The sequence below is a fragment of the Phaeobacter sp. CAU 1743 genome, from assembly GCF_039839315.1.
Classification (GTDB): Bacteria; Pseudomonadota; Alphaproteobacteria; order Rhodobacterales; family Rhodobacteraceae; genus Phycobacter; species Phycobacter gallaeciensis_A.
This window is the reverse complement of record NZ_JBDOQR010000008.1, coordinates 77,467-92,439: the sequence shown is the minus strand read 5'-3', so window position 1 is coordinate 92,439 and position 14,973 is coordinate 77,467. Positions and strand designations below refer to the sequence as shown.

Below are 14,973 nucleotides of genomic sequence, written 5' to 3'. Positions count from 1 at the left end.
CGCACTTAACACCGCAACGCTTTACAAGCAATGAAACCAACCAGAGCAGAGGGTTGCCCCGGACCAAATGCCACGCAATTCAGGATTTGCACGCTGGGTGCCAAGCGGCTAGGCACAGGCAAAACCTCTGTAAGAGCCGGACCCGACCGATGCCTCCAAAACCTGCCCGCGCCTGGCAACGCATGCTGTCAGGGCGCCGACTGGATCTTCTGGATCCCACGCCCGTCGACATTGAAATCGAGGATATCGCCCATGGGCTGGCCTTTGTGGCGCGCTGGAACGGGCAAACCAAGGGTGATTTCGCCTATTCGGTGGCCGAACATTCGCTGCTGGTCGAGAGCTTGTTCACCCGTCTTTATCCCAAGGTGCCGGTGAAATGGCGCCTGGCCGCCCTGCTGCATGATGCCCCGGAATATGTGATTGGCGACATGATCTCCCCGGTGAAGGCGGCGGTCGGTCCCGGGTATGAGGATCTGGATCAGCGGCTGACAACGGCCATCCATGTCCGTTTCGGCCTGCCCGCCGCCCTGCCAAAGACCATCAAGTCAAAAATCAAACGCGCCGACAAGATCAGCGCCTGGATGGAGGCGGTGCAGATCGCCGGGTTTTCGGAGGCCGAGGCCAACAAGTTCTTTGGCCGCATCGACCCCCAGATCATCCACGATCTGTCGATCGACCTGCGCCCGCCGGTCGAGGTGCGCCGAGATTTTGTCAGCCGCCATGCAGAGCTGCTGGCGCAGCTTTAGACCCGGACTTCAGGCATTGGCGGTCTTTGCCGCCCGCCGGGCACGACGGGCACGGCGCATTTCGCGGATCCGCTGCTGTTTGAACTCGGGCGATTCCACGAAACGGTCGCTACCGCCAAGCCCCTTTTCGGCAAGGATCTCTTGCCGCTGATCGTCGCTCAGCACCGGCCATTGCGCATCAGCAGAGATGAAACCATGCGTGGCAAGAGCCCGGCCGATCACCGAATGGTCGATCTCGCCAAAGCTGTTGCGGCTCGACTTTGGCTTGTTGACCGGCACCCATTCGGCGCGCAGCGCGCCGATCACCAGCGGATTGCATTTGCAGAAATGCGCCACATTCATCGCCAGCAGATTGTTGGCGCCGGACTGGCGCCGCAGGATCATCGCAACCTTCTGATCGGGGCGCCCCACCATGGCAAAAAGATGCAGTGCCGAACCATCCGCCGCGATCACCTGCCGCGCCGCCTTGTAGCGGGCCAGCTGCTCGGTCAGGCTGTGGTCCTGCGGATGAAAGATCTCATAGCCTTCGGCCTGAAGCAGCTCTTCCATCTGCTCTTCGCCCAGAAGTCCGCCCTTGCTGAGGCCGAGTTTCGAGCGGGAGATGTAGATCTTTTCCGGGCCTTCAGGCTTCACATCGCGGGCAAAGCGGCTGTGCACCGCATTGCGGAACTTGCGGGTGCCCCGGGTGATATGGCCAAGGCCAAACCCCTGCCCGGGCACCACCAGTTCCTCAACCCGGGTCGGTTCAGCTGCGACCCGGATTGGCAGGCCCGGCGCAAAAAGATTGATGAACTCGCGCTGAAAGCCGCGCGTTTCATCGCCCACGGCGGGGCGTTTCGGGATGAACAGGATACCATCCACCGGCTGATCCAGATGTGGCAACGCCCAGAGCCGAGAGGAGCTTTCCACCAGAAAATGCCCAAAATGCACCCAGAGCACCCCGCCCCAGAGCCAGCGCCCCGGAAGGGTTGCACTGACCTCACTCGGCGGGTCGGGCTGCACAGTGATCGGGCGGTATTTGCGCCAAAGCGCGGCCTTGCCACAGTAATCACCAGAAGCGGTCAGAACACCGGCCTTTTGCACCAGCGCACTGTCGACCGGCGGGATCACGCAGGCATCGCGCAGGGTCTCAATCTCCTCGGACCAGCCCCCGTCGGGCAACGGCTGATCTTCGGGTCCGGCGCCTTGCTCTGTCATGTGTGGTCCTCGCCTGGGGTGGCCTTTACTTGGGGCTGCGCTTGGCGAGGATCCGCTGCAAGGTCCGCCGGTGCATGTTCAGCCGCCGGGCGGTTTCAGACACGTTGCGATCGCAGAGTTCATAGATGCGCTGAATATGCTCCCAGCGCACGCGGTCCGCGCTCATCGGGTTTTCCGGCGGTGGCGGCAGTTCATCCGCCAAGGCCAAGAGCGCATTGGTGATATCGGTCGCATCGGCCGGTTTCGACAGATAATCCGTGGCGCCGATCTTCACCGCGGCCACGGCGGTGGCGATGGCGCCATATCCGGTCAGCACCACAACCCGGCTGTCGGGACGTTTTTCGCGGATCACCTCGACCACATCCAGACCGTTGCCATCCTCCAGCCGCAGGTCGACCACCGCATAGGCCGGGGGCCGGGCGGTGGCGATGGCGCTGCCGGCGGCAACGGATCCGGCGGTTTCAATCTCGAAACCGCGCTTTTCCATCGCTTTGGCCAGGCGCCGCAGAAACGGTTCATCATCATCGACCAACAAGAGCGATTTGTCGGGTCCGATGTCCCTTTGCGTCGCTTCGACCATGCCCGCTCCTCCGCGTTCGTTCAGCAAATTCTTGTTTTGAATATTAAACGCCGGGTGGCAAAGGTCAAATGCCAGAGACGCTTACATGTTGTCGATGAAACAACCGATCTTGTCGGCCACCTGCTCGGGCGTTTCATCGCGGCGGAAGAATTCGACAAACCCGTCTTCGGGCAGCACCAGATAGGCAAAGGTGGAATGGTCGACCAGGTAGTAGTCCTCATCCCCGTCCTGTTTCTTGTAATAGGTCTTGTAGGCCTGGCTGGCCGCCTTGACCTGCTCGGCCGATCCGGTGAGACCAATCATCTTTTCATGCATGTTATAAGCAAAATCGCCGACCACCTCGGGGGTGTCGCGGTCCGGGTCGATCGAGATGAACACCGGTGTCACGCTATAGCCGCGTTCATCCAGCACATCGATGGCCTCGGCGTTGCGAGACACATCCAGCGGGCAGACATCGGGGCAGAAGGTGTAGCCAAAATACAGCAGCGAGGGTTCGGTGATGACATCCTTGTCGGTGACCGTCTCACCCTTGGAGTTGACCAGTTCGAACGGCCCGCCAATGGTATCCGCTCCGCCGGCGATCTGGCTGCTGCGGCATTGGGCGAATTTGTCATCGCTGTCCCCGGGGCGGGTCAGGAACCAGGTGCCGCCGGCAAGGGCAGCAATGAACAGGGCGGCAAGGAGGGCATATAGGCGGGTCATGTGATCACACTTTGCGAACGGGAAGGGTTGTTGATCGTTTCGGGCGCGAGACCTATCAAGAAACTCAGCCGATGCAACTGCACACGGCGTCACACCGCCGATCGGCGCGGGAACGTGATAATGAGCCGCAGATCAGGAGGCCCAGATGAGCGAGACCCAATTCGGCCTGATGCATGGCCAGGAACGCAGCCACTGGATCCGTTTGCGGACCCTGATCCTACTGCGCTGGGTGGCCATCGCCGGGCAGATCATTGCGATCCTGGTGGCGCAGTACATGTACAATCTGCAACTGGTGCTGCCGCTGTGTTTTCTGGCGGTCGGCATCGCGGTCACCGGAAATCTTGTCGCCACCCTGATGTTCCCCGAGAACAAGCGCCTATCGGAATTCGAAAATTTCCTGATGGTTCTGTTCGATCTGATGCAGCTGGCGTTTTTGCTGAGCCTGACCGGCGGTCTGCACAATCCCTTTGCCCTGCTGGTTCTGGCGCCAGTGACAATTTCCGCTGCCATGATGGGGCTGCGCTCAACCCTGATCATTGGCGGTACTGCCATCATGCTGGTGACTCTGATGGCCGAATTCCATATTCCCCTGCGCACCGAACAGGGGTTCCTGCTGCGGGTTCCGGATGTCTTTGTCTTTGGCAACTGGACCGCCATCGTCATCGCCATCCTGTTTATCGGGTTCTACTCTTTCCGGATCAGCACCGAGATCCGCAGCATGTCGGACGCGCTTTCTGCCACCCAGCTGGCCCTGTCGCGTGAGCAGAAGCTGACCGACCTTGGCGGCGTGGTCGCTGCCGCCGCGCATGAACTTGGCACGCCGCTGGCCACCATAAAACTGGCCAGCGCCGAATTGTTGGATGAATTGGACGACCGCCCCGACCTACGCGAAGACGCTGCCCTGATCCGGGAACAGGCGGACCGCTGCCGCGACATCCTGCGCAGCATGGGCCGGGCCGGGAAGGACGACTTGCATCTGCGCCAGGCGCCGCTGTCTACCGTCATCCACGAGGCGGCCGAACCTCATATGGACCGCGGCACGACGGTCGTGTTTCACGAAGCCCCGCTTGAGGATGGGAGCCTGCAGCAACCCACCATCCTGCGCAAACCCGAGATCATCCACGGTCTGCGCAACCTGGTTCAGAACGCGGTGGATTTCGCAGGCAGCACCGTCTGGATCGACGCCGCCTGGGACGACGAAAAAATCGAGGTTCGGATCAGCGACGACGGGCGCGGGTTCCCCTCTCAGATGCTTGGCCGGATCGGCGATCCCTTCATGAAACGGCGGCGCAGTGGATCTGATCGGCGCAAACGCCCCGGTTACGAAGGCATGGGGCTGGGCCTTTTCATCGCCAAAACCCTGCTGGAACGCAGCGGCGCCAACCTGCGGTTTACCAATGGATCGGCCCCGCTTCCCGGACTAATACTGCCAAAAGAACGCCGGGGTGCCATCGTTGAAGTCTCCTGGCCGCGTGACAAAGTCGACGCGCTCAAGGGCGAAAATGCCGTTCCAACCGGGAAAAACCAGAGAATTGAAATTTAACTGTTCACTTTTTAGCAACCAATTAAACTTCATTTAACCATTTTTAAGCAACCATTGATAAAGCGATACGCGAGCAAGGCAGGACAACATGCAGAACATCGTTTCAATCGAATGGCTAATCTTGGCAACCCTCTGCGCCGCCACAGCCGCGGCCGCTGTGTGGTGGCTGTCTCCCGGCGCGCGCTCCAAATCGCTGGAGCAGGAACTGCTGTCCAGCGACGGGCGTACTGATGCGGTCTTCCTGTTTGACGACACCAACCTGATCGGCTGGTCCTCGGGCGCACGCAAATTCATTGGCGAACACGCCGAGGCGTTCAGCTGGAACATGCTGCGCGACCAGCTGGCGCGCAATTACCCCGGCCTGCCTCAATCGCCCGGATTTCTGAAAGATGTCGGTCCCCTTGTCCTGTCGGGTACCGAATCCGCCGAAAGCCGCGAAGCGCATTGTGAATGGATCGACGGTATCACCCGCGTGCAACTGCGCCGCTCGACACTGGAAGAGCAGAACAGATCGCAGGATCAGGAACTGACCACCCTGCGCGCAGCCGTGCATCAGGCCCCTTATCCGGTCTGGCTGCAATCGGATGAAGGCGCGATCACCTGGTCCAACCTGGCCTATGACAACCTTACCCATAAAATCCGCGGTCGCGACGTGGATGTGTCGGTGCCCCTGTTCACCGATCTTGAAGAACCCAAATCCAGCGGTAAACCGGAACGGATTTCCATCCCGCTGCCCGACAGCAACAAGCAGCTGTGGTACAATATCTCGACCACTCAAACCGAAGCCGGCTGGCTGTGTCATGCTGTCGATGTGAATGCGGTGGTGGATGCCGAAATCGCCCAGCGCAACTTTGTGCAGACTCTGGCAAAAACCTTTGCCCAGCTGTCCATTGGTCTGGCCATCTTTGATCGCAACCGCCAGCTGGTCCTGTTCAACCCGGTGCTGATCGACCTGACCGCGCTGCCGCCCGATTTCCTCAGCTCCCGTCCCAACCTGATGAGCTTTTTCGACCGTCTGCGCGACCAGCGTATGATGCCCGAGCCCAAGAATTACTCCAGCTGGCGCCACCAGTTCGAAGACCTGCTCGAGGCCGCTGCTGAAGGCCGGTACAAGGAAACATGGTCGCTGCCCTCGGGTTCGGTCTATTCGGTCTCTGGCCGCCCGCATCCCGATGGTGCCATTGCCTTCCTGTTCGAGGACATCACCGCCGAAGTGACCCTGACGCGTCAGTTCCGCTCGGAGCTGGAAATGGGGCAGTCGATCATGGACCAGATGGACGAAGCCATCGCCGTCTTTGCAAATGATGGCAGCATGACTTTCTCGAACGCAGCCTATCACCAGATGTGGAAAATGGACCCAGACGCCAGCTTTGCCAAAGTGTCGATCATGGATGCCAGCCGTGTCTGGCAGGACACCTGCGCCCCGACACCGGCCTGGGGAGAGATCCGCGATTTCGTCGCAGCCAGCGATGCGCGCGACCCCTGGTGGGCAAATGTGAAACTGCGCGACGGCACGCCGCTGATGTGCAAGGTCACCGGCATCCAGAACGGCGCCACCATGGTCAGCTTCTGCAATCCGCAGACCAGCCTGCCCTGCGCAGAACAGGAACGCTTTGCCATCTCTGATCACAGCTGAACAGGGCTGCAAGCCGGGCACCCCCAAGGGCAATCCCGCTTGCAGCGCATGACGCCTGACGCCATTGTGGCGCCATGATCAAAAGTCCTCATTCCTGCACTCTGGCTTCGGCCGAAAATACCGCCGATCTGGCACAGAAAATCGCCGGGGCCCTCTGCCCGGGCGATTGCCTGCTTCTGGAAGGTCCCATCGGCGCCGGCAAGACGCATTTCGCCCGCCACCTGATCCAGTCGTTGCAGGACATCCCCGAAGATGTCCCCTCTCCCACCTTCACGTTGGTCCAGACCTACGAGGTCCCGGCGGGTGAGCTGTGGCATGCGGATCTTTACCGCCTGTCGTCGCTTGATGAGGTCGAAGAACTGGGGCTGCTCGCCGCCTTTGACACCGCGATCACCCTGGTCGAATGGCCCGACCGACTGGAGGAGCTGGCGCCGCAGCACGCATTGCACCTGACGTTTGCACTGGACCCCGATAGCGAAGATGCTCGTCTGCTGACCCTGCGGTGGAGCGATGACAGATGGCAGCCCCTGATGGAGCAAGTTTTTTCATGACAGACCGAACAGAGCTGATCTCCGCCTTTTTGTCGGGCGCCGGATACGGCAGCTGGGAACGCCGCCCGTTGGCCGGCGATGCCTCGATGCGCCGCTATGAACGGCTGATCGGCCCACACGGCGGCTCTGCGGTGCTGATGGATGCCCCGGCAGAGAAGGGCGAGGATATCCGCCCCTTCGTTCAGATCGCCGAATACCTGCACGAACAGGGCGTCAGCGCGCCCGAAATTCTGGCTGAGGACGCAGAACACGGCTTCCTGCTGATTGAGGACCTCGGCGACGGGCTGTTCAGCAGCGTGATCGAACAGGATCCCAGTCAGGAAATGTCCCTCTACCGGGCCGCAACCGATCTTCTGATTGCGCTGCAGCAGGCGCCGCTGCCCGATCTGGAGCCGCTTGGTCCGCGTGTCATGGCTGAAATGGCCAGCCTTGTGATGACAACCTACCGAAGCGGCATCACCGGGCAGGAGGACAGCGTGCTGACCAGCCGGTTCGAAGATCAGTTCGAAGACATTCTGCGCCACAGCGTCAAGGGCGACGCCGTCTTTGTGCACCGGGATTTTCATGCCCAGAACCTGCTGTGGTTGCCGGATCGGGACGGGATTGCCCGCGTCGGCGTCATCGATTTTCAGGACGCCCGCACCGGTCATCCGGCCTATGATCTGGTCTCGCTCCTGCAGGACGCCCGCCGCGATGTGCCCGCCGGGGTCGAGATGCAGATGATCGATCACTACATTGAGGTCACCGGTGTCGATCCCTCCGGGTTCCGCACCGCCTATACGGTGATCGGCGTGCAGCGAAACCTGCGTATCCTAGGCATTTTTGCGCGGCTGTCGCAGGAAGGCGGCAAGCCGCAGTATCTGGATCTGATCCCGCGCGTCTGGGGCCATGTCATGCGCGGGTTGGAGCACCCCGCCCTTGCGCCCCTGGCGGATTGGCTGCGGGAGGATCTACCCCCACCCAGCCCCGAAAACCTGGACAGGCTGCGATAATGGCGGCGCTATCCCCCGAAGCCGTAATGATCTACGCGGCCGGCTTTGGCACCCGGATGAAGGCGCTGACCCGGGATCTGCCGAAGCCGATGATCCCGGTTGCCGGGCGGCCCCTGATCGACCACACGCTGGATCTGGCCCGTGCGATGCTGCCCGCGCGGATCGTGGTCAACACCCATTACAAGGCAGAGATCCTGCAGGAGCACCTGAAACCGCAGGGCGTTCTGATCAGCGACGAACAGCCGGAGATCCTGGATACCGGCGGCGGTCTGCGCCATGCGCTGCCCCTTCTGGGTGATGGTCCCGTTTACACCTCAAACTCCGATGCGATCTGGGCTGGGCCGAACCCCTTTGAAATGCTGCGCGCGGCCTGGGATCCCGCGCAGATGGACGGCCTCATGCTCTGCGTACCGCTGACGCGCGCTGTGGGGCGGAAGGGCGGCGGTGATTTCTCGGCCGACGCGGCGGGGCGCATTTCATGGGGCGGCGATCTGGTCTGGGGCGGTGTGCAGATCCTCAAGACAGACGGATTGCAGAGCATCAACGAGGCCGCCTTTTCCACCCGCCTGCTGTGGAACCCTATGATCGAGGAAAAACGGCTGTACGCCCTCGAATATCCCGGCCACTGGTGCGATGTGGGCCATCCCGAAGGCATCACCCTGGCGGAGCAATTGCTGACACATGACGATGTTTGAACCACAGGACAAACCGCGCCTGTTCGCCCTGCCCTGCGGTGTCGATTTCCCTCGGGCGCTGGTGAACGGCCTAATCGCGCGCAGCGCTGGCCTCCCGCCCGAGGCGCTGGCCCGCGCCGAGGTGATCGTCAACACCGCCCGCATGCAGCGCCGGGTGCGCGACCTGTTTGACGCCGGCCCCACCCTACTGCTGCCACGCCTGTCGCTGCTGACCGATCTGGCACAGCGCGCCACCCTGCACGGCTTGCCGCCTGCCCTGCCCTCGCTCAGGCGCCGGTTGGAGCTGTCGCAGCTGATCGCGAAACTGCTGGACGCGCAGCCGGATCTCGCGGCGCGGGCCTCGCTTTTTGATCTCTCCGACAGTCTGGCGGCGTTGATCGACGAAATGCAGGGCGAAGGCGTCAGCACCGACACCATCCGCAACCTTGATGTCTCGGACATGTCCGGGCATTGGGCGCGCGCGCAGGCCTTCATCGGGATCGCAGATGATTTTGTTGACCGCCACGACGATGCCATGGACAAGGAAGCCCGCCAGCGACAGGTGGTTCTGAACCTGATCGACCAGTGGCAGAGCGCACCGCCGCAACACCCGGTGATCCTGGCCGGCTCCACCGGCTCGCGCGGTACCACGCTGATGCTGATGGAAGCCATCGCCCGCCTGCCGCAGGGCGCGGTGATCCTTCCGGGGTTCGATTTTGACCAACCCGATCACGTCTGGTCCGGCCTTGATGATCCGCTGATCTCCGAAGACCACCCGCAGTACCGGTTCTACCGGCTGATGAAGGATCTGGAGCTCACGCCGCGTGACGTGGAGCCCTGGACAGATGAAACCCCACCGTTTCCGGCCCGCAACCGGCTGGTGTCGCTGGCGCTGCGGCCTGCCCCTGTCACCGACGCCTGGATGAGCGAAGGACCGCGGCTGACCGATATCGATCGCGCTGCCGAGACCATCACCCTTGTCGAAGCGCCAAGCCCCAGATCCGAGGCGCTCACCATCGCTTTGCGTCTGCGGCAGGCCGCCGAGGATGGCGAGACCGCGGCGCTGATCACCCCCGACCGGATGCTGACGCGGCAGGTGTCGGCGGCGCTGGACCGCTGGGACATCCTGCCGGATGATTCCGCCGGTCAGCCGCTGCAACTGTCTCCGCCGGGCCGTTTCCTGCGCCACGTGGCCGAGCTGTTCTGCCACGTGCTGACGCCGGACATGCTGCTGACGCTGCTGAAACACCCGCTGACCCATGACGGGTTAGAGGCTGTGCGCGGCGAACACCTGCGCCATACCCGCGATTTCGAACTCGATCTGCGCCGCAATGGCCCGCCCTTCCCCGATGCAGACAGTTTTGCCGCCTTTGGCGCCACGCGCGATCTGATTCCCGGCTGGATCGACTGGCTGACGACACAATTTTCCGATCAGGTCACCCCGGGCAACCTGTCCCTGACGGATTGGATCACCCGCCTGCGCGCCCGCGCCGAAAGCATTGCCTCTGGCAGTCAGCTGGGCGGCAGCGGCACGCTCTGGGACAAGAAAGCCGGCCAGAAGGCGCTGAAGGTGATCACCGATCTGGAAGAGAACGCGCAATTCGGCGGCGAGATGAGCGCCCGCGACTTTGCCGATCTTCTGGGCGCGCTGCTGGCGCAGGAAGAAGTGCGCGACCGCGATGCGCCCTATGGGTCGATCATGATCTGGGGTACGCTGGAAGCCCGTGTTCAAGGCGCCGATCTGGTCATTCTGGCCGGTCTCAACGAGGGTAGCTGGCCCGAGGCCGCCAGCCCCGATCCCTGGCTGAACCGCCAGTTGCGCAATCAGGCCGGGCTGTTGCTGCCCGAACGCCGCATCGGTCTCTCTGCGCATGACTTCCAGCAGGCCGTGGCCGCGCCAGAGGTCTGGCTGACCCGTGCCAAACGCTCGGAAGAGGCCGATACCGTGCCCTCGCGCTGGCTCAACCGGATGATGAACCTGTTGCGCGGCCTGCCGGAACAAGGCGGGCGAGCCGCGCTGGAAGCAATGCGCGCACGCGGGCAGACATGGTTGGATTGGTCAACAGCGCTGGAGGTCCCGCTGCCAAGCGAACCTGCCAGCCGTCCTGCCCCGCGCCCGCCAGTTGCCGCCCGTCCGCGACAGCTGTCAGTCACGGAAATCCCCCGTCTGATCCGCGATCCCTATGCGGTTTACGCCAAACATGTGCTGCGCCTGAAACCACTGAACCCGCTGATGCGGGAACCGGATGCGCTGCTGCGCGGGATCGTGGTGCACAAGGTGTTCGAGGATTACATCCGCGATAGCCGCGACAACCCGGAGCTGCTGACCCCGGAAGAGCTGATCGCGCGCACCCGCAGCCAGTTGCAGGCAGAGGTCCCCTGGCCCGTCGCCCGCAGCCTGTGGCTGGCGCGCATTGCCCGCATCGCAGAAAGCTTTGTCGCGGGTGAGCAGACCCGTCGCGCCGCTGCGCGCCCTTCGGGGTTCGAAATCAGTGGAGGAGTTCGCCTTGCGCCGCTCGATTTCCAGATCACCGGACAGGCCGACCGGATCGACGTCGATGAACGCGGTTGTCTGCATATCTTTGACTACAAGACCGGCGATCCACCGACCGACAAACAACAGCGCGCCTTTGACAAACAGCTGCTGATTGAGGCTGCCATGGCCGAACAGGGCGCCTTTGAAAACTTCGGCGCCGCACAGGTGGAGCGCGCGACCTTTATCGGTCTGAAATCCCCGATCAAGGAAGTGCCCGCGCCGCTGGCGGATGAACCCCCGGCCAAGGTCTGGGCAGAGCTGAAGAAACTGATCGAAGCCTATTTCGACCCGGAACAGGGCTATAGCAGCCGTCGCATGGTTCACCGGGACGATTTTGCCGGCGATTACGATCATCTGGCGCGCTTTGGCGAATGGGACCGCAGCGACATGCCAAAGCCGGAGGATCTGACATGACCGCCCCCCGCGATGCAGCATCTGAGGCGCAGTTTCGCGCCGCGCGGCCCGATTCCTCGACATGGCTGGCGGCCAATGCCGGATCGGGTAAGACAAAGGTGCTGACCGACCGGGTGGCGCGGCTGTTGCTGAAAGGCGTACAGCCGCAGCACATCCTCTGCCTGACCTATACCAAGGCCGCCGCCAGCGAGATGCAGAACCGGCTGTTCCAGCGGCTGGGTGAATGGGCGATGCTGGGCGATGACAGCCTGAGCGCCGCGCTGGAGGATCTGGGCGCCGGCGACGTGGCCCGGGGCGAGGGACTGGCGCAGGCGCGCACGCTCTTTGCCCGCGCGATTGAAACACCCGGCGGGCTCAAGATCCAGACGATCCACTCCTTCTGTTCCTCGCTGTTACGGCGTTTCCCGCTGGAGGCTGGCGTCAGCCCGCAATTCGCCGAAATGGAAGACCGCGCCGCCACCCTTTTGCGCGCTGAAATCGTCGAGGATATCGCCAACGGCCCCGAGGCGCATCTGGTCGAGGCGCTGGCCCGGCATGTTGCAGGCAGCGATTTTGATGATCTGACCGCTGCCATCTGCCAGCGCCGCGCCGAATTTGCCCGGCCGCTGGACCGCGCGGGTCTGCTGAAACTGTTCGACCTGCCCGAAGGGTTTGACGCTGCCGCGCTGGAGGCGTTGGTGTTCCTTGGTGGAGAAGATGAGCTGCTGAGCCGCACCCGCGATATGCTGGCAACCGGCGGCACCAACGATCAGAAAGCTGCCGCGAAACTCGCCGGGATCGCCACACCGAAGATGGCCGATCTGCCCGTGTTAGAGTCGGTTTTTCTGACCGGCGCCGGCGCCAAGGCGCCCTTTACGGCCAAGGTCGGCAGCTTTCCGACCAAGAAGCTGCAAAAGGACAACCCCGATCTGATGGATCGGCTGGAGCCTTTCATGCTGCGGGTCGAGGACGCCCGTGCCAAACGGCTGGCGCTGGCAGCGGCGCAGAAATCCGAGGACCTGCACGCCTTTGCCTCCGTGTTCCTGCCGGAATACGAGCGGCGCAAACAGCTGCGCGGCTGGCTCGACTTTGATGATCTGATCCTCAAGGCGCGGCTGCTGCTGAACGATCCGGCGGTGGCGGCCTGGGTGCTCTATCGGCTGGATGGCGGCATCGATCACATCCTGGTGGACGAAGCGCAGGACACAAGCCCGGTGCAATGGGACGTGATCGAAAAACTGGCGCAGGAATTCACATCAGGGATCGGCGCGCGGTCGGATGTAGAGCGCACGATCTTTGTGGTCGGCGACAAGAAACAATCGATCTATTCCTTTCAGGGCGCCGACCCGGATGCCTTTGACCGCATGCAGGAAGAATTCGGTCGCCGTCTGGCCGAAACCGGCGCGGCGCTTCAGAATGCGGCGCTGGAGTTTTCCTTCCGCTCCTCTGCGGCGATCTTGCGGCTGGTCGATCTGGTTTTCAAGGACAGCCCCCGCGCCGGCTTTCACAAGGACGCGTTGCACCGCGCTTTCAAATCCGATCTGCCGGGGCGCGTGGACCTCTGGCCTGCGGTGGAAAAGCTGGATGATGAGGAAGACCGCGACTGGACCGATCCGGTGGACCGGCCCGGCGCCCGTCATCATACGGTGATCCTGGCCGAACGTATCGCCCGCGAGATCAAGCGGATGATCGACGACAAGGTCACCATCCCCGAGGACGGCCCGACCCGCGGCACCTTTCAGCGCCGCCCGGTACATGCCGGGGATTTCCTGATCCTGGTGCAGCGCCGGTCCGAGCTGTTTTCCGAAATCATCCGGGCCTGCAAGGCCGCTCGCCTGCCTATCGCGGGTGCCGACCGGCTGAAGGTCGGTGCCGAACTGGCGGTCAAGGATATCGCCGCGCTCTTGTCCTTTCTGGCGACGCCCGAGGATAGCCTGTCGCTGGCCGCCGCGCTGAAATCACCGCTTTTTGGCTGGTCGGAACAGATGCTGTTCGACCTTGCCCACCGGCGCAAAGGCGGCAGCCATCTGTGGGCAGCGCTGCGTGATCGGGCCACGGAATATCCCGAAACGATGGAAATGATCGACGATCTGCGCAGCCAGACCGATTTCCTGCGCCCCTATGATCTGATCGAGCGGATCCTGGCCCGTCACAGGGGCCGCCAGCGCCTGCTGGGCCGCCTTGGCCCAGAGGCAGAAGACGGCATCAACGCGCTCCTGTCGCAAGCGCTGGCCTATGAACGCACCGATATTCCCAGCCTTACCGGGTTTCTGGTCTGGATGCAGACCGACGATCTTGAGATCAAGCGCCAGATGGGCGCCGCCGGGGATATGATCCGGGTGATGTCGGTGCATGGCTCCAAGGGGCTGGAGGCGCCGATCGTGATCCTGCCAGATACCGCCAAACGCAAGCCGCCCAGCGATGCCGAGATCATCGTGGCCGAAGGCGCGCCGCTGTGGCGCGTGCCCAAGGACCAGATGCCCGCCGCCATGCTCACCGCGCGCGAGGCCGCGCAGGAGAAACAGCAGAACGAAAGACTGCGCCTATTGTATGTGGCACTAACGCGGGCAGAGAAGTGGCTGATCGTCGCCAGTGCCGGGGAGCTGTCGAAAGAGGGTGACAGCTGGTACCAGATGGTCGAACGGGCTCTGAATGACGGCGGCGCTGCCGAAGCCGACCTGCCCGGTGGGCCGGGCCTGCGGCTGCAGCACGGCGATTGGGACGGGCTGGAGTTTGTCGCCCACGACGCCCCCGAGCCAAAGAAAGTGACACTGCCACAGGTCTTTACACAGCCTGCCCCGGCCTATGTCGCGCCGGAACCGACGCTCAGCCCATCGGATCTGGGCGGCGCCAAGGCGCTGCCTGGCGATCAGGGTCTGGACGAGGAGGCTGCCAAGGCGCGCGGCACCAACCTGCACTTGCTGCTGGAACATCTGCCCACACAGCCAGAGTACCGCTGGCCGGATCTGGCCCGGGCGCTGCTGGCGGGATGCGAGGACCAAGGGGAACTGTTGGAGGAGGCAAGCGCTGTATTGCGCAATCCCGATCTCGCACATGTCTTTGCCCCCGGCACCCTGTCCGAAGTGGCCGTGACGGCCGATCTGGATGGCATCCGCCTGCACGGGGTGATCGACCGGCTGATCGTGGAATCTGACCGGGTTCTGGCGGTGGATTTCAAATCAAACGCAACCGTTCCGCAATCGGTAAGCGAATGTCCCGACGGGCTGCTGCGGCAAATGGGCGCCTATGCGCTGGTGCTTGGGCGCATCTACCCCGGCAAAACCATCGAAACGGCGCTGATATGGACCCGCAACGCAGCCCTGATGCCCCTGCCGCACGAAGTTGTGACGCCGGCCTTCCAGCGTCACGGGGAACCTTGACGAGTCCTTAAGCCCTACCTAGGTTCAGCATCCAGTTGCCACT

The 14,973-nt window shown here is 62.8% G+C and carries 11 protein-coding genes; 8 read left to right on the top strand and 3 right to left on the bottom strand.

Features of this window, described 5'->3' with window-relative positions; all coding sequences use genetic code 11:
* The first annotated feature begins 149 nt into the window (after positions 1 to 149).
* Entirely contained in the window at positions 150 to 746 is a 597-nt protein-coding gene (locus tag AAFO90_RS05280) for an HD family hydrolase (protein ID WP_347508750.1), read from the top strand.
* Between the two features lie 9 nt (positions 747 to 755).
* Here AAFO90_RS05280 and AAFO90_RS05275 read toward each other — a convergent pair whose 3' ends face one another.
* The 3 genes from AAFO90_RS05275 to AAFO90_RS05265 form a co-directional block, all read right to left on the bottom strand.
* Complete coding sequence (locus AAFO90_RS05275) at positions 756 to 1,943, bottom strand: glycosyltransferase 61 family protein (protein ID WP_347508749.1); 1,188 nt, start codon at positions 1,941 to 1,943, stop codon at positions 756 to 758.
* A 25-nt stretch (positions 1,944 to 1,968) separates the two neighbouring features.
* Positions 1,969 to 2,523: an ActR/PrrA/RegA family redox response regulator transcription factor gene (locus tag AAFO90_RS05270; protein WP_347508748.1), complete on the bottom strand. Its 555-nt coding sequence runs from the start codon at positions 2,521 to 2,523 to the stop codon at positions 1,969 to 1,971.
* A gap of 81 nt (positions 2,524 to 2,604) precedes the next feature.
* Positions 2,605 to 3,225 carry an SCO family protein gene (locus AAFO90_RS05265; RefSeq protein ID WP_347508747.1) on the bottom strand — a complete coding sequence of 207 codons (621 nt, stop codon included), beginning with the start codon at positions 3,223 to 3,225 and terminating at the stop codon, positions 2,605 to 2,607.
* Between the two features lie 145 nt (positions 3,226 to 3,370).
* On the opposite strand from AAFO90_RS05265, the gene AAFO90_RS05260 reads away from it, so the two are divergent.
* From AAFO90_RS05260 to addA, 7 genes are all read left to right on the top strand, one after another.
* Positions 3,371 to 4,768 carry a sensor histidine kinase RegB gene (locus tag AAFO90_RS05260; RefSeq protein ID WP_065272026.1) on the top strand — a complete coding sequence of 466 codons (1,398 nt, stop codon included), beginning with the start codon at positions 3,371 to 3,373 and terminating at the stop codon, positions 4,766 to 4,768.
* An 88-nt stretch (positions 4,769 to 4,856) separates the two neighbouring features.
* Complete coding sequence (locus AAFO90_RS05255) at positions 4,857 to 6,404, top strand: PAS-domain containing protein (protein WP_347508746.1); 1,548 nt, start codon at positions 4,857 to 4,859, stop codon at positions 6,402 to 6,404.
* A 74-nt stretch (positions 6,405 to 6,478) separates the two neighbouring features.
* Positions 6,479 to 6,955, top strand: coding sequence for a tRNA (adenosine(37)-N6)-threonylcarbamoyltransferase complex ATPase subunit type 1 TsaE (tsaE, locus tag AAFO90_RS05250; protein ID WP_065272024.1), 477 nt, complete (start codon positions 6,479 to 6,481; stop codon positions 6,953 to 6,955).
* Positions 6,952 to 7,947 (top strand): phosphotransferase, encoded by a 996-nt coding sequence (locus tag AAFO90_RS05245; protein WP_347508745.1) that lies wholly within the window; start codon positions 6,952 to 6,954, stop codon positions 7,945 to 7,947. The genes tsaE and AAFO90_RS05245 overlap by 4 nt, the downstream gene beginning before the upstream one ends.
* Positions 7,947 to 8,642 (top strand): nucleotidyltransferase family protein, encoded by a 696-nt coding sequence (locus tag AAFO90_RS05240; RefSeq protein ID WP_347508744.1) that lies wholly within the window; start codon positions 7,947 to 7,949, stop codon positions 8,640 to 8,642. Before AAFO90_RS05245 ends, AAFO90_RS05240 begins: the two co-directional genes overlap by 1 nt.
* Positions 8,635 to 11,571 (top strand): double-strand break repair protein AddB, encoded by a 2,937-nt coding sequence (gene addB / locus AAFO90_RS05235; RefSeq protein WP_347508769.1) that lies wholly within the window; start codon positions 8,635 to 8,637, stop codon positions 11,569 to 11,571. Before AAFO90_RS05240 ends, addB begins: the two co-directional genes overlap by 8 nt.
* Complete coding sequence (addA, locus tag AAFO90_RS05230; protein WP_347508743.1) at positions 11,568 to 14,930, top strand: double-strand break repair helicase AddA; 3,363 nt, start codon at positions 11,568 to 11,570, stop codon at positions 14,928 to 14,930. The genes addB and addA overlap by 4 nt, the downstream gene beginning before the upstream one ends.
* Positions 14,931 to 14,973: the final 43 nt, after the last annotated feature.